This window comes from Geodermatophilus sp. URMC 63, assembly GCF_053502565.1.
This window is the reverse complement of record NZ_CP199956.1, coordinates 1383970-1406236: the sequence shown is the minus strand read 5'-3', so window position 1 is coordinate 1406236 and position 22267 is coordinate 1383970. Positions and strand designations below refer to the sequence as shown.

The following is a 22267-nucleotide window of genomic DNA, read 5'->3' as shown; positions in this document are numbered from 1 at the left end:
GGCTGCTCCGGCCGGTGCCGGTCCTGGTGTCCACCGGCCGGCAGCTCACGGCCGGCGTCGCGCTGCTCCTCCCGCCGGCCCGGGGACGACGGCGACCGGCCTGCTGAGCGGCCGGGCGCGGGGACCGTGCGGCTCCCCCTGAGGGGGTGTTCCGGGACGGTCCCGTCAAGGAGACGCGCCTCGCCGTCGATGGCCTGTCCGTGCTCCACTCCCCGTCGCCCGCTCCCCGGCCGGCTGCCGACCGCTCGCGGGTCCTCCGTCGCGCCCTGACGGTGGTCGCGGCCGGCTGCGGCGTCCCGTACACGGTCTCCCTGTTGCCCGGCGTCCGGCCCGAGGCCGGCTTCTCCCTCGTCCTGGACGGGTGGTGCCAGACCGTCTTCGTCGCCGCCGTCATCGGCCTGGCGTTCTGCCGGGCCGCCGCCTCGCGCCAGGACCGCCGCGCGTGGACCGCCTTCGGCCTGGGTCTGGCCAGTTTCCTGGCCGGCACCCTGGTCTACTACGCGCGCTACCAGGACCTCGCCGTGGTCCCCTACCCGGCGTGGTCGGACCTCGGCTGGGTCCTGTTCTACCCGTTCGTGTACGCCGGTCTGACCGGCATGCTGCGGACCCGGGTCACGCGGCTGGGCGCCGGCGTGTGGCTCGACGGCCTCGTCGTCGGCCTGACCGTCGCCGCGGCCGGCGCGGCCTTCGCCCTGGGCGCGGCGGTGCGCGCGGCCGAGGGCAAGCTGGACGTCGTCCTGGTCAGCCTCGCCTACCCCGTGGCCGACCTCGCGCTGCTGACGCTGGTGGGCGGCGGCATCGCCGTCATCGGCCGCGGCGCGGGCCCCGCGTGGTGGTGGATCTCCGGCGGCATGGGCCTGTTCGTCGTCGTCGACACCGTCTACGCCTTCCAGCTGGCCCACGGCACCTACGTCGACGGCGGCCCGGTCGACCTCGGCTGGGCGCTGGCGTTCGCCTGCTTCGGCGCGGCCGCCACCCGCCGTCCCGCCGCCGAGCGGGCCCGGCGCCGCGAGGGCACCGAGGCGCTGGTGCTGCCCGGCGTCTGTGCCGTCGGCGCCCTCGCGCTGCTGCTGTACGGCTACCTGGGCACCGGCGAGCCACTGGCCGGGTGGCTGGCCATCGGGGCGGTCCTGGCCGCCCTGGCGCGCACCGGCCTGTCCTTCCGCGTGGTCAAGGCCCTGGCCGACAGCCGCCGCCAGGCCCGCACCGACGAGCTCACCGGCCTGGTCAACCGGCGCGGCGTGTACGAGCTGCTGGCGCCCCTCGACGCGGAGCTGGCCGCCGGGGGCGAGGTGGCCGTGCTGCTCATCGACCTCGACCGGTTCAAGGAGATCAACGACTCCCTAGGCCACGCGGCCGGCGACGAGCTGCTGCGCCAGGTGGGTCCCCGGCTGGTCCCGGACCTGCGCGCGACCGACGTCCTCGCCCGCCTGGGCGGCGACGAGTTCGTCGTCCTCGCCCGCGACCTGGACGCCGACGGCGCCAGCGCGCTGGCAGAGCGGATCCGCACGCGGCTGCAGCAGCCGTTCCGGTCCGGCTCGATGGACCTCACCGTGGACGCCAGCATCGGCATCGCCGTCGGCCCGGCGCAGGCCCACTGGGCCGAGGGGCTGCTGCAGATGGCCGACCTGGCGATGTACGCGGCCAAGCGCCGCCGCACCGGCGTGGCCGTGTACGACGAGGCCCGCGACGGGCAGGGCCGCCACCGCCTGGAGCTGGCCGACCAGCTGCGCCGGGGGATCGCCGGCGGCGAGCTGGTGCTGCACTACCAGCCCAAGCTCGCCTTCGACGGCGACCACGTGGTCGGGGCCGAGGCGCTGGTGCGCTGGCACCACCCCGAGCACGGCCTGCTGTTCCCCGACGCCTTCATCGAGCTGGCCGAGTCCTCCGGGCTCATGGGCGAGCTGACCGTCGCCGTGCTCGACCTCGCCCTCGCCCAGGCGCGGGCCTGGTCCGACCTGGGCCACCGGCTCAGCGTCGCGGTCAACGTCAGCCCGTCGAACCTGGTCGACGACCGCTTCCCCGAGGAGGTGGCCCAGCGGCTGCAGGCGCACGGCCTGCCGGCGTCCGCGCTGGTCCTCGAGGTGACCGAGAGCCTGCTCATGGAGGACCGGGAGCGCGCCGTCAGCGTGCTGCGCCGGCTGCGGGACGCCGGGGTGGGCATCGCGATCGACGACTACGGCACCGGCTACTCCAGCCTGGCCTACCTCGCCGAGCTGCCGGTCACCGAGCTCAAGCTCGACCGCGCGTTCGTGGGCACGATGGTCGACAGCCCGCGCAACTCCGCCATCGTCACCTCGACGCTGCAGCTGTCGCACGCCCTCGGGCTGGTGCTGGTCGCGGAGGGCGCCGAGGACCAGGCCACCGTCGACGCGCTCGCCGACCTCGGCTGCGACCAGGTGCAGGGGTACCACCTGAGCCGGCCGCTGCCGCCCGAGCAGCTGCTGGGCTGGCTCAGCGACCGCGCCGCCGCCGTCCGCCCGGCGACCGTGCCGGCCTGAGGCGGGCTCCCCGGTCGACGGGACCGGCGGGCCGGGAGGCGCAGACGAGGGGAACCGAACCCTCGACCCCCGCCCTGCACACTCGACCGAAGGCGCCCGAGCAGCTGGTCCCTCCGGCCTGTGACCCGGTCCGAGCTGCGGGTTTCCGACCGGTCTCGAGCGACGCCCTCAGCGGATGATCCGTAGGTCCACGCCGAGCTCGTCGGCCCAACGCTCCCCGTCGCGGTCGCCGGTGAGGGCTGGGGCTGAGAGGCTGTGTGCGAGCGCGAGGCAGACGCGGTCACCCAGGCCCAGACCGGATCGATGCCGGTAGAACGAAGCGGCGAGGCGAGCGTCGAGTCGCCCGAAAGGGCTCACGACAACGCCCAGGCCCTCCAGCGCCGCGTCCACGTCCTCAGCGGCGATCGCGTGTTGAGCCGCCTTCTGCATGACCTCCGCGTAGTTGACGGCGCTCACGGCCACGCTGTCCATGGCGGCGGCCCGCGCGACGACGTCCCAGCCGGCCTCGCGGTGGAGAAGGGCGAGCAGCGCTGAGGCGTCAAAAACGATCACCCGCGGGCCGAGGAGTCCTCAGCGGCAGCCTCGCGGCGGCGATCAGCAATGAGCTCGTCGCTCAGGCTCACGTCGCCAGCAGCCTGCTGGAACTGCTCCCACACGGCCTCGAGAGCAGCGCGGCGACGCGGGTCCCATCCGGCCAGGGGCTGATCCTCTGCAGCGCCAGCCGTCATGATCACAGGCTACCGACAAACCTGGCGGTTGACGCCGCTCGCACCCGCTCAGCTGCTCGGGAGCCTCGTCCACGAGCCCGGAGCAAAGCCCCAGGAGCAAACGGCACGCTTCGGCGGCCATGACGCTCGACCGGTACGCGGACCTCTTCGACGACACGTGGACGAGGTCGCAGAACGCTTCGACAGGCTGCGTTCCATCACGTGCGGACCGAGCACCCTCAGCGGGCCGCCGAGGGACGAGATGAAACGGTGGAAACGCAGGCGGAGGGCCTGTCGAGCTGGTGGAGACGAGGGGAATCGAACCCCTAACCCCCGCCTTGCAAAGGCGGTGCTCTGCCAATTGAGCTACGTCCCCGGGAGCTGCGCCCCGGACGGCCCCGAGGGGCCGGGGGTCAGCGGGTGGTGGGCCGGCTGACGGCCTGTGGGCCGCTGGTGGCCTCGTGCCAGAGGTCCGCCTCGGCCTTGCCGCCCGCGCCCGCTGCACCGGAGCGGCGGCGGACGGCGGCGACACCGGCGGCCGCGACGGCGGCCAGAGCCAGCTTCTTCAACACGCGGTACCTCCTGCGGTCGACGGCGCCCCCGCGCCGTGACGACGGGGCCGTCCGGCGCCGGGGCACCGGTACACGGGTGGGCCTGGGAGGACTTGAACCTCCGGCCTCATCCTTATCAGGGATGCGCTCTAACCGCCTGAGCTACAGGCCCGTGGACCTCGATCAGCCTACCTGGCGTCCTCGCCGCCGCGACGAGGGGGCCTTCCTCAGTCGCGCTCGGCGAGGGTGACCTCGAGGCCGCCGACCAGGTCGGCGCAGAGGTTGTAGATGAACGCCGCGACGGTGCACAGCGCGGTCATGAGCACGATGTTGATCGCACCGACCACCGCGGCGCCGCCGAAGACGATGCCGGGGGTGATGACCTCGCCGCCGCCCTCGCCGCCCGACGCGGTGCCGAGCTGGCCGAACAGGTCGTTGAGCGTGTCGAAGACGCCGACCGCGGACAGGACGCCGTAGAGGATCCCGACCGCGACCATCCAGATGAAGAACAGCGCGATCGACAGGACCAGCGAGATCTTCAGCGCCGACCAGGTGTCGATGTGCCGCAGCTGCAGGCGGGCCCGTCGCGGACCGCGGACGCCGCGCTTGGCGGCCTTGCCGGTCACCTGCTGGCCGCCGGTCACCTGCTGGCCACCGGCCGCCTGCTGACCGCCGGTCACCTGCTGGCCGCCGCGGGCGGCGGCCGGCGGCGGAGCGGCGGCGCCCGGGGTGATGGTCTGCGTGGTCCCCGACGAGTCCGTGCGCGACGAGCCCGCGCCCGCCGAGCCCGCGCCCGACGAGCCCGCGCCCGACGAGCCCGTGGCCGGGTCGGCCGGCGGGACGCCGGGAGCGCCGGCCGGCGACGGGGTCGCCTGCGGGACGGGCGCCTGCCCGGTGGCCGGCTTGCTCAGCGACGGCGCGCCGCCGGGAGCCGGCTGGCCGGCCGGGGAGGTGCCCGTGGGCGACCCGCCGACAGCGGAGGAGCCGGCGGTGGGGGCCCCCGCGGCAGGCGTCCCCGAGGCGCCGGACCCCGAGGTCCCGGCGGCGGAGGCGCCGGCAGCCGACGCGCCGGCAGCGGAGGTGCCGGCGGGCGGGGAGCCCACCGGGGCGGTCGGCGACGGGTCTGCCCCGGGCGCCCTGTCCGCTCCGGGCGCGCCGTCCGGGCGGACCCCGGTGCGCACCGCCTGCGGCCGGTCGCTCATGCCAGTCTCCCGTTCGCCTGCGGCCCTCGCCGCGCTCTCGCGTCCGGGTGCCCCGGCTCGGTGCCGGAGGCGCCCGGGCGCCGGTTCCCGTCAGGAGGAGGCCCGGGGGACGCGTGGCGCGCGGCCACGGTCCCTCCTGCTCCAGGTCTCACCCTAGGCGGCGGGCTCGTCGTTGTCCGTCGTGCGGGCGATCGCCACGATCGTCACGTCCTCGGGCAAGTTCATGAGCTTGACACCCATGGTGGCCCGGTCCTTGTTGTGGCGCACGCCGTTGACCGGCGTCCGGATGACGCCGCCGCCGGAGGTGATCGCGTAGAGCTCGTCGCCCAGCTGCACCGCCAGGGCCCCGACCAGGTTGCCCTTGCGCGCCTTGGGGTCGGCGGTGAGCACGCCCTTGCCGCCGCGGCCCTGCGGCGGGTAGTTCTCGATGCCGGTGCGCTTGGCGAAGCCGCGCTCGGTGGCCACCAGGACGTCGACGCCCTCCTGGACCACCATCATCGACAGCAGCGAGTCGTCGCCCGCCAAGGAGATGCCGCGCACGCCCTCGGTGGCCCGGCCCATCGGCCGCAGCGTGGCGTCGTCGGCCTTGAACCGGATCGACATCGCCTTGCGGGTCACCAGCAGCAGGTCCTGCTCCGGGTCGATGAGTGCCGCGCCGACCAGCTCGTCGCCGTCGCGGAGGTTGATGGCGATGACACCGCCGGTGCGCGGGCTGTCGAAGTCGGTCAGCCGGGTCTTCTTCACCTGGCCGTTCGCCGTGGCCAGGACCAGGTAGGGGGCGACCCCGTAGTCCTTGATCTGCATGACCTGGGCGATCTTCTCGTCGGGCTGGAACGCCAGGATGTTGGCCACGTGCGCGCCACGGGCGGTGCGGTTGGCCTCGGGCAGCTCGTAGGCCTTGGCCCGGTAGACCCGTCCCTTGTTGGTGAAGAACAGGATCCAGTCGTGCGTGGAGCCGACGAAGAAGTGGTCGACGATGTCGTCCTGCTTCAGGGCCGCACCCATGACGCCCTTGCCGCCGCGGCGCTGGGAGCGGTAGAGGTCGCTCTTGGTCCGCTTGGCGTAACCGGTGCGGGTGATGGTGACGACGACCTCCTCCTCCGCGATGAGGTCCTCCATCGTCACGTCGCCGTCGTTGGCCACGAACTTGGTGCGCCGGTCGTCGCCGTACTTCTCGACGATCTCGGCCAGCTCGTCGCGGATGATCTCCCGCTGCCGCTGCGGCGAGTCGAGGATCGCCTGCAGCTCGGCGATGCGGGCCTCGATCTCGGCCAGCTCGTCCATGATCCGCTGGCGCTCGAGGGCGGCCAGCCGGCGCAGCTGCAGGTCGAGGATCGCCACGGCCTGGATCTCGTCGACGTCGAGCAGCTCCATCAGGCCGCTGCGCGCCGCCTCGGCCGACTCGCTGCTGCGGATGAGCGCGATGACCGCGTCGAGCTGGTCGAGGGCCTTGGCGTAGCCGCGCAGGATGTGCGCGCGCTCCTCGGCCTTGCGCAGCCGGTAGCGGGTCCGCCGCTGGATGACCTCGATCTGGTGGTCGACGTAGAGGCGCACCAGCTCGTCGAGGCGCAGCGTCCGCGGGACGCCGTCGACGATCGAGAGCATGTTGCAGCCGAACGACGTCTGCAGCTGCGTGTGCTTGTAGAGGTTGTTCAGCACGACCTTGGCCACGGCGTCGCGGCGCAGGGTGATGACCAGCCGGCGGCCGACCCGGTCGCTGGACTCGTCGGCGATCTCGCTGATGCCCTGCAGCCGGCCGTCCTTGACCGCCTCGGCGATCGCCTCGGCGAGGTTGTCCGGGTTGACCTGGTAGGGCAGCTCGGTGACGACGAGCTGCACGCGGCCGCGCGCGTCCTCCTCGACGGTGACGACGGCGCGCATGCGGACCGAGCCGCGGCCGGTGCGGTAGGCCTCGTCGATGCCCTCGCGGCCGACGATGAGGCCGTGGGTCGGGAAGTCGGGGCCCTTGATCCGCTCCATGCACGCGGTCAGGGCCTCCTCCGGCTCGGCGTCGGGGTGCTCGAGCACCCAGAACACCGCGGCGGCGACCTCGCGCAGGTTGTGCGGCGGCATGTTGGTGGCCATGCCGACGGCGATGCCGGCCGAGCCGTTGACGAGCAGGTTGGGGATGCGCCCCGGCAGGACCAGCGGCTCCTGGTTCTTGCCGTCGTAGTTGGGCTGGAAGTCGACGGTCTCCTCGTCGATGTTGGCCAGCATCTCCATGGCCAGCGGCGTCAGCCGGGCCTCGGTGTAGCGCATCGCGGCGGCCGGGTCGTTGCCCGGGGAGCCGAAGTTGCCCTGGCCGTCGACCAGCGGGTAGCGCATGGACCACGGCTGGGCCAGCCGCACGAGGGCGTCGTAGATCGAGCTGTCGCCGTGCGGATGGTAGTTGCCCATCACCTCACCGACGACGCGGGCGCACTTCACGTACCCGCGGTCGGGGCGGAAGCCCTGGTCGTACATCGCGAAGAGCACGCGGCGGTGCACGGGCTTGAGGCCGTCGCGGACCTCGGGCAGCGCGCGCCCCACGATGACGCTCATCGCGTAGTCGATGTAGCTGCGCTGCATCTCCTGCTGGAGGTCGACCGGCTCGACGCGGTCGCGGGCAGGGGTCTCGGTCACGGTTCAGATCTCCAGGGGTGGGTGCGCAGGAGAGGGACGGCCGGCCCCCTCGCCCGGCTCCGCCGCGAGCACGCGGTGGGCCCGGCGAGGGGGTGCTCGACTACACGTCGAGGAAGCGGACGTCCTTGGCGTTGCGGGTGATGAAGCTGCGGCGGGCGTCGACGTCCTCGCCCATGAGCACGCTGAACAGCTCGTCGGCGGTCGCGGCGTCCTCGAGGGTGACCTGCAGCAGGATCCGCGTCTCGGGGTTCATGGTGGTGTCCCACAGCTCGGTGGCGTTCATCTCGCCGAGCCCCTTGAACCGCTGGATCGCGTCGTCCTTGGGCAGCTTGCGGCCGGCCTCGGCGCCGGCCTTGAGGACGGCGTCGCGCTCCTTGTCGGTGTAGACGTACTCGTCGCCGGTCTTGCCGCCCCACTTGATCTTGTACAGCGGTGGCTGTGCCAGGTAGACGTGGCCGGCCTCGACCAGCGGCCGCATGAAGCGGAACAGCAGGGTCAGCAGCAGCGTGCGGATGTGCTGGCCGTCGACGTCGGCGTCGGCCATCAGCACGATCTTGTGGTACCGCAGCTTGGAGAGGTCGAACTCGTCGTGGATGCCGGTGCCGAAGGCGGTGATCATCGACTGGACCTCGTTGTTCTTGAGGACCCGGTCGATGCGCGCCTTCTCGACGTTGATGATCTTGCCCCGGATCGGCAGGATCGCCTGGAACATCGAGTCGCGGCCGGACTTGGCCGAGCCGCCGGCCGAGTCGCCCTCGACGATGTAGATCTCCGAGGCGCGCGGGTCGGTCGAGCGGCAGTCGGCCAGCTTGCCCGGCAGCGAGTTGTTGGAGAGCAGGTTCTTGCGGGCCAGCTTGCGGGCGTCCTGCGCCGCGCGGCGGGCACGGGCGGCCGAGGCGGCCTTGGTGATGATGGTCTTGGCCTCGGCCGGGTTGGCCTCGAACCAGTGCGAGATCTGCTCGTTGCAGACCCGCTGCACGAAGCCCTTGACCTCGGTGTTGCCGAGCTTGGTCTTCGTCTGGCCCTCGAACTGCGGGTCGCCGATCTTGACCGAGACGATCGCGGCCAGGCCCTCGCGGATGTCCTCGCCGGTGAGCTTCTCGTCCTTCTCCTTGAGCAGCTTCTTCTCGACGGCGTAGCGGTTGACGATCGAGGTGAGCGCGGTGCGGAAGCCCTCCTCGTGGGTGCCGCCCTCGTGCGTGTTGATCGTGTTGGCGAAGGAGTAGACCGACTCGGAGTAGGCGTCGGACCACTGCATCGCGACCTCGACGCTCATGCGCATGTCGTTCTTGCCGAGGCCCTCGGCGCCGAAGCCGACGATCGAGCGGTGGATCGCGGTCTTCTTCGCGTTGATGTGGCGGACGTAGTCCTCGAGGCCGCCGTCGTACCGGTAGGTGATCTCGGTGGGCTCGAAGGCCTCGTGCTCCGCGCCCGGCGCCGGCGCCTCCTCGGCGACCGACAGCTCCTCGGCCATGCCGGTCTCGACCTTGCCGCGACCGGGCCGCTCGTCGCGCAGGACGATGGTCAGGCCCCTGTTGAGGAAGGCCATCTCCTGCAGCCGGCGGCTGATGGTGTCGAACGAGTAGGTCGTCGTCTCGAAGATCGACCCGTCGGCCCAGAAGGTGATCTGCGTGCCCCGCTTGGTGGTCGGCCCGACCTCCTCGAGCGGACCGGGCTTGGCCAGGGCGTAGGACTGGTGCCACTCGCGGCCGTCCCGCCAGATGCGCACGTCGAGCGCGCTGGACAACGCGTTGACGACGGTGACGCCGACGCCGTGCAGACCACCGGAGACCGCGTAGCTCTTGCCGTCGAACTTGCCGCCGGCGTGCAGCACCGTCATGACGACCTCGACGGTCGGCCGCTTCTCGCGCGGGTGCAGGTCGACCGGGATGCCGCGGCCGTTGTCCTCCACGCGGACACCCCCGTCGGCCAGGAGGGTGACCCGCACGGTGTCGCAGAAGCCGGCCAGCGCCTCGTCGACGGAGTTGTCGACGACCTCCCACACCATGTGGTGCAGGCCGCGCTCACCGGTGGAGCCGATGTACATGCCGGGCCGCTTGCGGACCGCCTCGAGCCCCTCGAGGACGGTGATGGAGCTGCCGGAGTAGCTGTTGTCGGTCTGGGTCCGAGCGACCACGTGGGGCCCTTCTGTCGAGCAGCCGGACGCAGGACCCTCCGGGCAGGAGGTGTCCGAGGGCGCACAGCGCCACTGAGCCGGATGCTGGGGATTCCTGTCCTCCATGTTACCGGGTCCACCGACAGGAATGCCGCCGTCCACGCCCTGACGCGGCGTCTGCGCCACTCGCGGCACCGGCTGTACCACCTGTGTTGGCCCCGGGGGCGACACGCCCGCCCAGGGCCGCTGGGCGGGTCGACCGGACGGCGCCGTCCGGCAGGTGCTCCCAGACTGGTCGACATGCAGCCCGCCGAGCGTGCACTCACCTGTCTGGTCACCGGCGCCACCGGCTACGTCGGGGGCCGCCTCGTCCCCGAGCTCCTGGCCGCCGGCCACCGCGTCCGGGTGCTCACCCGCTCACCGCGCAAGCTGCGCGACGTCCCGTGGAGCGGGCGGGTGGAGATGGCGGAGGGGGACGCCACCGACCCCGACGCCGTCGGCCGGGCCTGCGCGGGCGCCGACGTCGTCTACTACCTCATCCACTCCCTCGGCAGCGGCCCGGAGTTCGAGGAGAAGGACCGGCGGACGGCGGAGGTCGTGGCCCGGGCCGCGGAGGAGGCCCGCGTCGGGCGGCTGGTGTACCTCGGCGGGCTCGAGCCGGTGGACGAGGAGCTCTCCCCGCACCTGCGCAGCCGGGCCGAGGTGGCGGAGATCCTGCTGGCGTCCGGCGTGCCAACGGCGGTGCTGCGGGCGGCGGTCGTCCTGGGCTCGGGGTCGGTGTCCTTCGAGATGCTGCGCTACCTCACCGAGCGGCTGCCGGTCATGGTGACGCCCCGCTGGGTGCACAGCCGCATCCAGCCGATCGCCGTCCGCGACGTCCTGCGCTACCTGGTCGGGTGCGCCACGCTGCCCCCCGACGTGCACCGCCGCTTCGACATCGGCGGCCCCGACGTCATGGACTACGCCACGATGATGCAGCGCTACGCCGAGGTGACCGGCCTGCCGCGACGGCGGATCCTGCCGGTCCCGATCTTCTCGCCGTCGCTATCGAGCCACTGGGTCGGCGTCATCACCCCGGTGCCGGCGGCCATCGCCCGGCCGCTGGTCGAGTCGCTGCGCAACACCGTCGTCTGCTCCGAGCACGACATCGCGCGGTACGTGCCCGACCCCCCGGAAGGGCTGCTCGGGTTCGACGAGGCGGTGCTGCTGGCGGTGCTGAAGGTCCGCAACAACGCCGTCGACACCCGGTGGACCGGGGCCTCGGTGCCCGGGGCGCCGTCGGACCCGCTGCCCAGCGACCCGGACTGGGCCGGCGGCAGCCTCTACCTCGACGAGCGGACCCGGGAGACCGACGCCTCGCCGGAGGCGCTGTGGCGGGTGGTCGAGGGCATCGGCGGGGAGACCGGCTGGTACAGCTTCCCGCTGGCCTGGGAGGTGCGCGGGTGGCTAGACCGCGCGGTGGGCGGCGTCGGCCTGCGCCGGGGACGGCGCGACCCCAGCGACCTCTACGTCGGCGACGCGCTGGACTGGTGGCGGGTCGAGGAGCTGGAGGAGGGCCGGCTGCTGCGGCTGCGTGCGGAGATGCGGCTGCCCGGCCTGGCCTGGCTCGAGTTCCACGTGGAACGAGCCGACTCCGGCCGCACCCGACTGCGGCAGAAGGCGACGTTCCACCCGCTCGGCCTGCTCGGCCAGCTCTACTGGTGGAGCATCTCGCCGTTCCACGGCATCGTCTTCGGCAGCATGATCCGCAACATCTGCCGCGCGGCCGAGGCGCTCGAGGCCGGCGACGAGCGCGCCGCCACCGACCGCGCCGCCTGACGGCGGGGCCGTCCTCCCCCACCCTGGTCGGGCTGGGCCGGCCGGCGTCCTCCCGCCCCGCAGCGCGTCCTCCCGCACCGCAGCGCGTCCTCCCCCACGGTGGGCGGTGAGGGAGGACACGCGACGATCAGGTCACCTGATCGTCGCGCGGGCACTCAGACCAGCAGCTGGGCGGCGGCCAGCTCGCGGTAGAGCGGGCTGGACCCCACCAGCTCCTGGTGCGTCCCGCGGGCGACCACCCGGCCGGCATCCAGGACGACGATTTGGTCGCTGTCGAGCACGGTGGACAGCCGGTGGGCGACGACCAGCAGCGCGCGGTCGGCGGCCGCGGCGGCCAGCGTCTCGCGCAGCAGCCCCTCGTTGCGGGCGTCGAGGCTGGCCGTCGGCTCATCGAGCAGGAGCAGCGCCGGGCGGGCCAGCAGCGACCGGGCGATCGCCAGCCGCTGCCGCTCGCCGCCCGACAGCAGCACGCCCTCGTCGCCGACCGGGACGTCGAGGCCGCGGGGCGAGCGCTGCACCACCCCGGTCAGGCCGACGTCGGCCAGCACCGCCCACAGCTCGTCGTCGGCGGCGTGCGGCGCGGCCAGCAGCAGGTTCTCGCGCACCGTGCCGGCCAGCACCGGCGCCTCCTGCTCGACGTAGCCCAGCCGGGCCCGCAGCCCCGCGCGCGGCAGCTCCCGGACGTCGGTGCCGGCCCACCGGATCACCCCGCCGGTGAGCGGGTAGAAGCCCTCGACCAGTGCCAGGACCGTGGACTTGCCCGCGCCCGAGGGGCCGACCAGGGCCACCCGGCTGCCGGCCGGCACGGCGAGCGACACCCCCCGCAGCACCTCCGTGCCGTCCGGGTAGGCGAAGGAGACGTCGTCGAGCTCGAGCAGCGGGGCGCCCGGCGCCGGCCGGCGCGGCACCGTCACGGCCGCACCCACCTCGGGGACGTCGTCGCGCTCGGGCTCCAGCGCCAGGACCTCCTGCACGCGGGCCAGCGCCCCCAGCCCGGTCTGCAGCTGCGTCCACGCCCCGATCGCCTGCCCCAGGGGCATGACCAGCAGGAACAGGTAAAGGATGAACGCGACCAGGTCGGCGACGGCGATCGAGCCGGTGGCCACCCGGTAGCCGCCGAGGCCCAGGACGGCGAGGAACGCGCCCTGGACGGCGATCGACCCGGCCGGCGCCACGAGCGCCTGCACCCGGGCCACCGAGACGCCGGCCCGGTAGGCCCGCGCCGCGCTCTCCCCCACGCCACCCACCTCGCGGGCGGTGGCCCCGCTGGCCCGGATGGTGCGCACCGCCGACAGCGCCCGCTCGACGGCCGCCGTCATGGCGCCGACCTCCTCCTGGGCCTGGCGGGACAGCCGGCGCACCCGCCGGCTGGTGCTCACCACCACGACCAACCCCACCCCGACGGCGGCCACGGTGACCAGCAGCAGCCACACGTCGACCAGCGCCATGGCCACCAGCGCGCCGACGCCGACGACGGCCGACCCGACCACCTCGACCACGCCGGAGGTGACCGTGGCCCGCAGCATCGTGGTGTCCGCGCCGATGCGGGACATCAGGTCGCCGGTGCGGCGGCGGTCGTACTCGGCGACCGGCAGCCGCAGCAGCCGGTCGGCCAGCGTCCGGCGGGTGGTGAGGACCACGCCCTCCCCCGTGCGCTGCAGCAGGTAGGACCGCAGCGCGTTGAGCACCGCCCCGGCGACCAGGACCAGCAGCAGCGCCACGACCGCGGGCAGCAGCGGCCGCCCCGCGCCGACGGCGGAGATGACCCGGCCGGTCAGCGCCGGCTGGGCGAGCGCGGCGGCCGCGCCGACCAGCGACAGCCCGGCCGCCAGCAGCAGCGGACGGCGGTGCGGCCCGACCAGCGGCAGCAGCTCCCGCAGCCCGGCCGCCGGACCCGGACCCGGGGTCGCCGGCCGGCCGGCCGGCGGCGCCCCGTCCGGCGGTGGTCCCTCGGCGGCTCCGGCTCCGGCTCCGGGGGCGGTGGTGGCCACGTCGGGCTCGGTCGCCGGACGCCGGCTCAGGCGACGCCGGCCAGGGCGGCGACCATGGCCCCGAGCAGGCGCGCGTGGTGCTCGAGCAGCTCGGGCCGGTGGCCGTCGGGCCGGATCGCCGCGAGGTGCCCGGCGGCGGCCCAGAACTCGTCGCCGTCGTCGGTGCCCAGCAGCAGCCCGCGCACGGCCGGGTCGGCCACCAGCCGGCGCACCGCGTCGCCGTCCTCGGCGGCCAGCAGCAGCCACCGCGCGTCGAAGGCCTCGTCGCCGCTGGGGACCTGCACCAGCCCGCCGGTGCGGTGCCGCCAGAAGCGGGCCGGGGACAGCCGCAGGCCCGGCAGCGGCAGCAGCACCGGCGCGGCGGTGACGGCGTACTGGGGCACCACGCGGCGCCGGTCGGCGAAGACGACGTCGAAGGCGACCAGCTCCAGCGACCCGGCCCGCCCGCGCATCACGCCGGCCGGCCGGTGGTCCCGCGTGGCGCGGACCGGCGCGGTCGCGACGAGCTCGGCGAGGACGGCGTCCTCCGGCGCGGTGCCGTCGGAGACGACCCAGCCGTGCTGCAGCGCCCAGCCCTGCGCGCCCACCGTGTCGCCCTGGTAGCGGAACACCTGCTCGACCACCGACGGCGGGCGCGGCCGGCCACCCCCGAGCAGCCCGCCCGGCTGCTCGGCGGCGACCTGCTGACCGGCCTCCGCACCGGTGGGCCGGTGCTCGTCCCCGGCCGACGGCAGGTCCCAGCCGGCCGGCCGCCAGGCGCTGGCACCGGAGCCGGCGGCCGGCCCTCCCTTGGTCAGGTCGACCCCCTCGTCCCCCCGGCCGCCGCTGCCGTCCCCGTCACCGAGGTGGGCCGGCTCCTGCCAGCCGTCGGGCCGGCGGCCACCGTCGCGGTCGTGCTCGCTGCGGTCGTGCTCGTGCGGGCCGCTCATCGCTGCACCGTCCTCCCGGGCACCCGGCTCCTGCCGGGCGTGCCCTCATCCGTACGTGTCGCGTGGCCCCCGCCCGCGCACCGACCGCGGGCCCTTCTTCCAGCTCGGGGCCGTCGGTCCGACAACGCGCAGCCGGGTCACGACGTCCCCGCCGACCTGCGCGCGCAGCCGGCCGAGGATGGTCGGCGCCAGCAGCCGCAGCTGGGTGGCCCAGGCGGTGGACTCGGCGACGACGAGCAGCTCGCCCTCGGTGAGCGTCTCCGGGCGGCAGTGGGCCGCGATGTCCGCGCCCACCAGCGCCGACCAGCGGCCGAACACCGCCCCGACCCGCGTCTGCTCCGACCAGTCCTGCGTGCTGACCAGGGAGTCGACCAGCCGGGCCAGCGGCTGCGGGTCGTCGTCGCCGGGGCGGGGCCCGGTCCAGTTCCGTCGCGGCCCGGCCACCCGGCGGCGGGTGGGGGCAGGCCGCGCCGCCGACGCCGCCCGGGCCGCCTCGAGCGCGGCGCGGGCGATGTCGCTGGGCCGGGCCGGGCGCTGCTCAGCCACGGTCGGCCGCCTCGACCAGCGTCGCCGTCCCGTCGGAGACCTCCACGCGCGCTCCTCTCAGCTCCTCGGGCACGTCGTCGAGCACGGCCGCGGTGATGAGCGTCTGCTCCGCCGAGCGGGCGACCTCGGCCAGCGCGGCCCGCCGCCCGGCGTCCAGGGTGGCGAAGACGTCGTCCAGGACCAGGATCGGCTCCTCGTCGTCGGCCCGCAGCAGGCCGAAGCAGCCCAGCTTCAGCGCCAGCGCCAGCGACCAGGACTCGCCGTGGCTGGCGAAGCCCTTGGCCGGCGCGGGCCCCAGGTGGAGCACCAGGTCGTCGCGGTGCGGGCCGACCAGCGTCACCCCGCGGTCGACCTCGTCGCGGCGCCGCTCGCCGATCCGCTCGCGCAGCGCCGCCGACAGCTCGGCGGCCGTCGGCGTCGGGACGCCGGGTGCCGGCGGTGACCCGTCGCCGGCGAGCGGCACGCTGCTGGCGTAGCCGAGGGCGGCGGCTGCCGCGCCGGCCCCCGCGACGCCGGCGTAGGCGCGGGCCACGTGCGGCGCCAGGTCGGCGACGAGGGCCAGGCGGGCGGCCAGGAGCTGGCCGCCGAGCTCGACGAGGTGGGCGTCCCAGACGTCGAGGGTGGCCAGGGCGTCGCCGCGGGCCAGTCGGGCGGTCTTGAGCAGGGCGTTGCGCTGCTTGAGCACCCGGTCGTAGTCGCTGCGGACGCCGGCCAGCCGCGGGGCGCGGCTGACCAGCAGGTCGTCGAGGAAGCGCCGCCGTTCGGCCGGGTCGCCACGCACCAGCGCGAGGTCCTCCGGGGCGAACAGCACGCTCTTGACCAGGCCCAGCAGCTCGCGGGGCCGCGGCAGCGCGGCCCGGTTCACCCGCACCCGGTTGGCCCTGCCCGGGTTCACCTCCACCTCGACCAGCAGCTCCCGGTCCTCGCGCCGCAGCGCCGCCCGGACGACGGCCTGCGACGCGCCGTGCCGCACCAGCGGGGCGTCGGCCGACACGCGGTGGCTGCTCATGGTGGCGAGGTAGCCGACCGCCTCCACGAGGTTGGTCTTGCCCTCCCCGTTGCGGCCGACGAACACCGTGGGCCCAGGTCGCAGCGCCAGGTCGACCTTCTCCCAGTTGCGGAAGTCGACGAGCTGGAGGTGCCGGACGTACACCTCAGCCCCGGCCCGCCGACGAGGTGCGGGAACGGCCCCACGGGAACCGGAGCGAACGGCCCCCCTGCAGACGAAGGACCCTCGTGCCCCCCACCGCTCGCAGGCTCGCGGCGGGACCCTGCACGAGGGCCGACGTGCGGGGGGCAGGGGGGTCCTCCTTCATGCGGGGCGCTCGACCTCCTGCGCCTGCACGGCGTGCACCGAGTGCCCGCCGAACTGGTTGCGCAGCGCGGCCACCGCCTTCATGGTCGGCGAGTCCTCCTGCCGGGAGGAGAAGCGGGCGAACAGCGAAGCGGCGATCGCCGGCATGGGGACGGCGTGGTCGATGGCCTCCATGACCGTCCACCGGCCCTCGCCGGAGTCCTCGGCGTACCCGGTGATCTTCTCCAGGTTCGGGTCCTCCTGCAGGGCGCGGACCAGCAGGTCCAGCAGCCACGAGCGGATGACGGTGCCCTGGGTCCACGAGGCGATGACGCCGGGCACGTCCTCGATGAGGTCCTTGGCGGCCAGCAGCTCGTAGCCCTCGCCGTAGGCCTGCATCATCGCGTACTCGATGCCGTTGTGGACCATCTTCGCGTAGTGGCCGGCGCCGACCGGGCCGGCGTGCACGAACCCCGCACCCGGCATCGCCTGCCCGGACGCGTCCGCGGGCGACGACGGCTTGAGCGCGTCGAAGACCGGCTGCACCTTGGCGACGTCCTCCTCGGAGCCGCCGACCATCAGCGCGTAGCCGTTCTCCAGGCCCCACACGCCACCGGAGACGCCGGCGTCGACGTAGCCGATGCCCTTCTCGCCGAGCATCTCCGCGTGCACCTTGTCGTCGGTGAACTTGGAGTTGCCGCCGTCGACGACGACGTCGCCGGGCTCGAGCAGCTCACCGAGCTGGCGCACCGTCTGCCGCGTCGGTTCACCGGCCGGGACCATCACCCACACCACGCGCGGCGCCGACAGCGCGCCGACCAGCGCCTCCGGGCTGTCGACGTCCCGCCTGCCCGGCGTGCGGTCGTACCCGACCACCTCGTGACCGGCGCGGCGCACCCGCTCGGCCATGTTGCCGCCCATCTTGCCCAGCCCGATCAGCCCCAGCTGCACGGCTCGTCCTTCCCTCGCGGTCGTCGTGGCCCGGGCGCACGCGCCGGTGCGCCGCCCGCGCTGTGCGGTGCCCGGCCGCGCCGGTCCGGACACCTCCCGGTCCGGACACCTGCCGCCCCGGCCCGCACCGGCCCTGCTCCGTGGCCGCCTCTCAGGGGCCCGCGCCGAGCTCGCGAGGCGTGGGGAGAGGCGGTCCCTCCTCAGCCCGGCAGCCGCACCGGCATGATCAGGTACCGGTAGCTGCCCGGACGCTCGGCGGGCCGCGACGCGCCGTCCCCGTCGTCGGCGGCCGGGTCCTCGACCCCGGACAGCACGGCGGGCTTGAGCGGGCTGGTGAAGTCCATCCGCGCCCGGCCGGTGTGCACCGCGGCCAGCCCGTCGAGCAGGAACGTCGGGTTGAAGCCGATGGTCAGCGGGTCACCGTCGAACTCGACGTCGCAGCGCTCCTCGGCCTGGCCCTCGTCGTCGCTGCCGCCGGCGCGCAGCGTGACCTGCCCCGGGGTGAACTCGCAGCGCAGCGGGGTACCCCGCTCGGCGACCAGCGCCACGCGCTTGGCGGCGTCGGTGAACTGCACGACCGGGAGGGTCGCGTTGGCGCTCGACTCGCTCGGCATGATCGCCCGGTACTTGACGAACTCGGCGTCGAGCAGCCGGGTGGTGGTCTGCCGGTCCTTGCCCGACAGGCCCAGGATGCCCTCGCCCGAGCCGCCGGAGGACAGCGAGACGACGATCTCCGGCCCGCTGGTCAGCGTCCGGGCCGCCTCGGCCAGCGTGCGCGCGGGCACCAGCACCGCGGCCGAGACGCCCGCGCTCTCCGGGCGCCAGGCGAACTCGCGCACGGCCAGCCGGTAGCGGTCGGTGGCGGCCAGGGTCACCCGGTCGTCGTCGATCTCCAGCCGCACACCGGTGAGCATCGGGAGGGTGTCGTCGCGCCCAGCGGCGACGGCGACCTGGGCGACCGCCTCGGCGAAGACGTCGCTGTCGACCACACCGGCCGACGACGGCATGGCCGGCAGGGACGGGTAGTCCTCGACCGGCAGCGTCGGCAGGCTGAAGCGGGCGTTGCCACAGGTGATGGACAGGCGCGGGCCCTCGGCGCGGACGTCGACGGGGTGCGGCGGCAGCGCCCGGGTGATCTCGGCCAGCAGCCGGCCGGGGACGAGCACGCGTCCGCTCTCCCCGCTCTGCACGTCGACCTCCGCGCGCGCGGAGACCTCGTAGTCGAAGCCCGACACCGACAGCTGGCTGCCGTCCACCTCGAGCAGGATGCCGGCGAGCACCGGCACCGACGGCCGCGGCGGGAGGCTGCGCGCCGTCCACGCGACGGCATCGGCGAGCACCTCGCGTGTCACCCGGAACTCCATGACCGACCCACCCCAGCTCTGCACGGTCCACTGCTGTCTGTGCACCGTGCGGCCCGTGCCCACCGGTCGCGGTGCGTCGTTCATCGTGCCTGTCCGGCGACCGTGCGGGGAACCCGGGACCCGATCAAGGCCCTCGCCGTCCTGCTGTTGCCTGCCCCGGGAGCACCCCGGCCCAGAGCTTCCCCACCCCTACTGGGGTTCGAGAAGACCTGGATCTCTCTCCCTCATCTCCGTCATCACCGGTGTGGAAGCTGGGGATCGGGCCCCTTCGCGCAGGTCAGCGCGGAAGTCGACATGTTGGTCCGGTGTGGGCAACCGGCGTCCCGCTGTTGTCGACACGTGGACATCTCGACGGCCGTGCACAGCGACCGCCGGTCGTCCACGCGCCGTCCCCCGTCTCCCCACCCCCGATCCCCAGTCCGTGCCCAGGGCCGGCGGGCGTTCCGGGTGCCGCGCCCCGGTCCGGGCGGTGTGATCGGGCGAAAGTCCAGCTCAGCACGGCAGACGGCGGCTCCGTGCACACCTGGGGAGGAGCCTGGGGACGGCACCCGGTGCCAGCGGCGCGGAGCGACCGGGGGTCCCGCACCGGTTCCGATCTCCCCAGGGTGTGCACATCCCTGGGGACAACTCCTCGACCTGTCGACAGCCGGGAGGCCGGTGATCGGCCCGGATGCCCATGACGACGGGGCACTGGCCGCCGTCCCCACCCTCCCCCGCTTGTGGACAGCCGGCGGCACTCCGGCGTCTCGCAGGTGGACGACCCGCCCCCTCGAGCCCCGACGCACACCGTTCTCGGCGAACGGAGGGGGCAGCGGCAGGGCTCGACGAGAGCCGGGGACGCCACCAGGCCACAGGTCGAGGCGAGCCGCCCTGCGAGGTGGGGTGAGGAGTGGGGCCCGGAGGGTCCCGCGACCGAGCGCCGAGGTGGGCTCAGCGCAGCTGGGGGACGGCACCTGGCCGCGGTGTCGGTCGGTAGGCCGACAGTGATGCAGCTACTGCCGGGCGCGGCTCTTGATCCGCGCGGTCAGCTCGGTGACCTGCGTGTACGTCGCGCGGCGCTCGCTCATCAGGTTGGTGATCTTCTTGACCGCGTGCATGACCGTGGTGTGGTCCTTGCCGCCGAAGGAGGCCCCGATCCGCGGCAAGGACAGCTCGGTGAGCTCCCGGCACAGGTACATGGCGATCTGACGGGCGTTGACCAGCGTGCGACTGCGGTTGGAGCCCTGCAGCTCCTCCATCGTCACGGAGAAGTACTCGGCGGTGGCCGCCATGATGATCGCCGCGGTGATCTGCGGGCCCTGCTCGTCGCTGATCAGGTCCTTGAGCACCAGCTCGGCCAGCGGCAGGTCCACCTGCTGCTTGTTCAGCGAGGCGAACGCGGTCACCCGGATCAGCGCGCCCTCGAGCTCGCGGATGTTGGTCTGCACCTTGCTCGCGATGAACTCCAGCACCGGGTCGGGCGCCTGCAGCCGCTCCCCGTAGGCCTTCTTCCGCAGGATGGCGATGCGGGTCTCCAGGTCCGGTGCCTGGACGTCGGTGATCAGCCCCCACTCGAACCGCGTGCGCAGCCGGTCCTCCAGCGTCGTCAGCTTCTTCGGCGCCCGGTCGGAGGTGATGACGATCTGCTTGCTGGCGTTGTGCAGCGTGTTGAAGGTGTGGAAGAACTCCTCCTGCGTCCGCTCGGCGCGCTCCAGGAACTGGATGTCGTCGATGAGCAGGAAGTCGATGTCCCGGTAGCGGCGGCGGAAGTCCTCGGCCCGGCCGGAGTGCACCAGGTTGATGAACTCGTTGGTGAACTCCTCGGTGCTGACGTAACGCACCCGGACGTTGGGGAACATCCGCGCCGCGTAGTGCCCGATGGCGTGCAGCAGGTGCGTCTTGCCCAGCCCGGAGTCGCCGTAGACGAACAGCGGGTTGTAGGCGCGCGCCGGGGCCTCGGCGACGGCGACCGCCGCGGCGTGGGCGAAGCGGTTGCTGTTGCCGATGACGAAGCTGTCGAAGACGTACTTGGGGTTCAGGCCCGGGTCCAGGCCCGGCGGACGGCGGTCGCCGAACAGCGGCACCGCGCCGCCGTCCCCGCGGCCGCCGGTGCTGCGCCGCGGCGGGACCTCGTCGTCCTCGGGCGGGCCGGCGGGGACGTCGTCGCCGAGGTCGAAGGGCAGCACCTCCGCCCCCTCCCCCGGGCGCGGCCCGCGCCGGCGGCCGCTGCTGCGGTTGCGACCGGCGGGGCTCCAGTCGGTGGCGCCCCAGTCCTCGGTCCCCGGGCGCTCGGCCGGCTCGCCACCGGCCGGGGCCGCCGGCGCGTCGTAGGCCGGCCGGTCGTACGGGCCGTCGTAGGAGGGCACCGGCTCGTAGCCGGCACCGTCGAAGGAGCGGTCCAGCGGGCGCGCGTCGCTGCGGACGCCGAACGCGCTGCGTCCGTCGTCGGCCCGCTCGCGGTCCTCGTCGCCGGGCCGGTCCTCGGCCGGCGGCGTCCACGGCCGGCGGGTCGGCGGGGGCTGCTCGCGCCCGGCCGGGACGTCGGCGGGGCTGTCCTCCAGCTGCACGGCGACGCGGATGTCGCGGCCGAACTGCTCGGACAGCGCCTCGGCCAGCACCCGGCGCATGCGCGACTCGAGCACGGTCTGGGTGAACTCGTTGGGGGCGGCCAGCACAGCGGTGTCCTCGACCAGCCCCAGCGGGCGGGTGAGGTTGAGCATCGCGTTCTGCTGCCGGGTCAGGCTGGTGGCCAGCCGTTCGCGGACCGAGTCCCAGACCGTCGCCAGCTCGACCGTGGCATCGGCCATGACCGTGTCCTCCCCAAGCAGTTCGTTCCCCGTCGTCGGCACACCCGACGTCCCGGGAGCCGGCCCGGTGCCCGCTCCGCGCGGGGCCCCGGCTGCCCGGTTGTGGACATCCGGACACACGGGTTCCACACGAGTGTCCACAGGCTGTGCACGGCCGGCGACACGGCGCTCGGAGACCCGCTCCAACGGGCTGCCTCCGTGCATCGTCGCTGGTCGGGAGGGAGATCGGGATGCGGCTCGAGGCGGACGGCGGTCGGGTCGACCGGGTGGTCGGCTCCCGGACCGGACGCGGTTGCCCGGACCGGAGCGACGGCGACGCTAACAGCCTCGTCCACAGCCCGGCAACGACGGTCGGGGACTCCTGGGACAGCCGGTGCGCGTGTCGGTCGGCGTGTCGTCAGCCGTCGGTCGGCGTGCCGACACCGCCCGTCCGCCCGGGCGGTGCACGCTGGCCCGTCCGGCGGCGCGAGGGGAGCCGCCGCGGGGCCCCGGCGAGCCCTCCCCGGTCGGCGTCCCGGGTGTCCGCCGTCCTCGGCTATGCTGGTCGGAGTCTGTGGGCCGGTCGCGGTGCCCTGACACGGTCCGGCGCCGGTGGGCGGCGGGTCCGCTGTCCGGAGGCGACGGGGACGGCCCGCAGCGACCAGCCTCCCGGGGTGCTGCGCAGCGGCCGTCGCCGTTCGCGCCGGTGCCCCGCAGCGTGCCTGCCCACCGGCGGGCCCGCACCACCGATGTCCTGCCGTAGGAGTTCCCCGTGAGCAAGCGCACCTTCCAGCCGAACAACCGCCGACGGTCCAAGACCCACGGCTTCCGGCTGCGGATGCGCACCCGCGCGGGCCGCGCGATCCTCGCCGGCCGCCGCCGCAAGGGTCGCGAGAAGCTCTCCGCCTGA

General features: G+C 74.3%; 15 protein-coding genes and 2 tRNA genes. 3 read left to right on the top strand and 14 right to left on the bottom strand.

Going from position 1 to position 22267, the window contains the following annotated elements:
- Positions 1-314 precede the first annotated feature (314 nt).
- Positions 315-2501, top strand: coding sequence for a putative bifunctional diguanylate cyclase/phosphodiesterase (locus ACWIZO_RS06815; protein ID WP_448641740.1), 2187 nt, complete (start codon positions 315-317; stop codon positions 2499-2501).
- A gap of 168 nt (positions 2502-2669) precedes the next feature.
- Here the strand turns inward: ACWIZO_RS06815 and ACWIZO_RS06810 are convergent, their stop codons facing one another.
- From ACWIZO_RS06810 to gyrB, 7 genes are all read right to left on the bottom strand, one after another.
- Entirely contained in the window at positions 2670-3053 is a 384-nt protein-coding gene (locus ACWIZO_RS06810) for a PIN domain-containing protein (protein ID WP_448641739.1), read from the bottom strand.
- 455 nt (positions 3054-3508) lie between these two features.
- A tRNA-Ala gene (locus ACWIZO_RS06805) sits at positions 3509-3584 on the bottom strand.
- Positions 3585-3621: 37 nt separating this feature from the next.
- The gene (locus ACWIZO_RS06800; RefSeq protein ID WP_448641738.1) at positions 3622-3780 is read right to left on the bottom strand and encodes a DLW-39 family protein; all 159 of its coding nucleotides are present in this window, start codon (positions 3778-3780) and stop codon (positions 3622-3624) included.
- Positions 3781-3857: 77 nt separating this feature from the next.
- Positions 3858-3931 (bottom strand) — tRNA-Ile (locus tag ACWIZO_RS06795).
- A 55-nt stretch (positions 3932-3986) separates the two neighbouring features.
- Entirely contained in the window at positions 3987-4961 is a 975-nt protein-coding gene (locus tag ACWIZO_RS06790; protein ID WP_448641737.1) for a DUF3566 domain-containing protein, read from the bottom strand.
- Between the two features lie 153 nt (positions 4962-5114).
- A complete protein-coding gene (gene gyrA, locus ACWIZO_RS06785; protein WP_448641736.1) occupies positions 5115-7583 on the bottom strand; it encodes a DNA gyrase subunit A in 2469 nt (822 codons plus the stop codon).
- A 100-nt stretch (positions 7584-7683) separates the two neighbouring features.
- On the bottom strand, positions 7684-9720 hold the full coding sequence (gene gyrB / locus ACWIZO_RS06780; protein WP_448641735.1) for a DNA topoisomerase (ATP-hydrolyzing) subunit B: 2037 nt from the start codon (positions 9718-9720) through the stop codon (positions 7684-7686).
- 279 nt (positions 9721-9999) lie between these two features.
- Here gyrB and ACWIZO_RS06775 point away from each other — a divergent pair, with 279 nt between their 5' ends.
- Positions 10000-11517 carry an SDR family oxidoreductase gene (locus ACWIZO_RS06775; protein WP_448641734.1) on the top strand — a complete coding sequence of 506 codons (1518 nt, stop codon included), beginning with the start codon at positions 10000-10002 and terminating at the stop codon, positions 11515-11517.
- A 155-nt stretch (positions 11518-11672) separates the two neighbouring features.
- Here the strand turns inward: ACWIZO_RS06775 and ACWIZO_RS06770 are convergent, their stop codons facing one another.
- The 7 genes from ACWIZO_RS06770 to dnaA form a co-directional block, all read right to left on the bottom strand.
- Positions 11673-13508, bottom strand: coding sequence for an ABC transporter ATP-binding protein (locus ACWIZO_RS06770; RefSeq protein ID WP_448641733.1), 1836 nt, complete (start codon positions 13506-13508; stop codon positions 11673-11675).
- A 26-nt stretch (positions 13509-13534) separates the two neighbouring features.
- The gene (locus ACWIZO_RS06765; protein WP_448641732.1) at positions 13535-14437 is read right to left on the bottom strand and encodes a hypothetical protein; all 903 of its coding nucleotides are present in this window, start codon (positions 14435-14437) and stop codon (positions 13535-13537) included.
- Positions 14438-14482: 45 nt separating this feature from the next.
- A complete protein-coding gene (locus tag ACWIZO_RS06760; protein ID WP_448641731.1) occupies positions 14483-14983 on the bottom strand; it encodes a DUF721 domain-containing protein in 501 nt (166 codons plus the stop codon).
- Positions 14976-16136 (bottom strand): DNA replication/repair protein RecF, encoded by a 1161-nt coding sequence (gene recF / locus ACWIZO_RS06755; RefSeq protein ID WP_448641730.1) that lies wholly within the window; start codon positions 16134-16136, stop codon positions 14976-14978. The genes ACWIZO_RS06760 and recF overlap by 8 nt, the downstream gene beginning before the upstream one ends.
- Before the next feature lie 159 nt (positions 16137-16295).
- Positions 16296-17321, bottom strand: a complete 1026-nt coding sequence (gene gnd / locus ACWIZO_RS06750) for a phosphogluconate dehydrogenase (NAD(+)-dependent, decarboxylating) (protein ID WP_448641729.1) — start codon at positions 17319-17321, stop codon at positions 16296-16298.
- A gap of 107 nt (positions 17322-17428) precedes the next feature.
- Positions 17429-18616 (bottom strand): DNA polymerase III subunit beta, encoded by a 1188-nt coding sequence (gene dnaN / locus ACWIZO_RS06745; protein WP_448641728.1) that lies wholly within the window; start codon positions 18614-18616, stop codon positions 17429-17431.
- A gap of 968 nt (positions 18617-19584) precedes the next feature.
- The gene (gene dnaA, locus ACWIZO_RS06740) at positions 19585-21378 is read right to left on the bottom strand and encodes a chromosomal replication initiator protein DnaA (protein WP_448641727.1); all 1794 of its coding nucleotides are present in this window, start codon (positions 21376-21378) and stop codon (positions 19585-19587) included.
- 751 nt (positions 21379-22129) lie between these two features.
- Between dnaA and rpmH the strand changes: the two genes are divergently transcribed.
- Positions 22130-22267 carry a 50S ribosomal protein L34 gene (gene rpmH, locus ACWIZO_RS06735; RefSeq protein ID WP_040338882.1) on the top strand — a complete coding sequence of 46 codons (138 nt, stop codon included), beginning with the start codon at positions 22130-22132 and terminating at the stop codon, positions 22265-22267.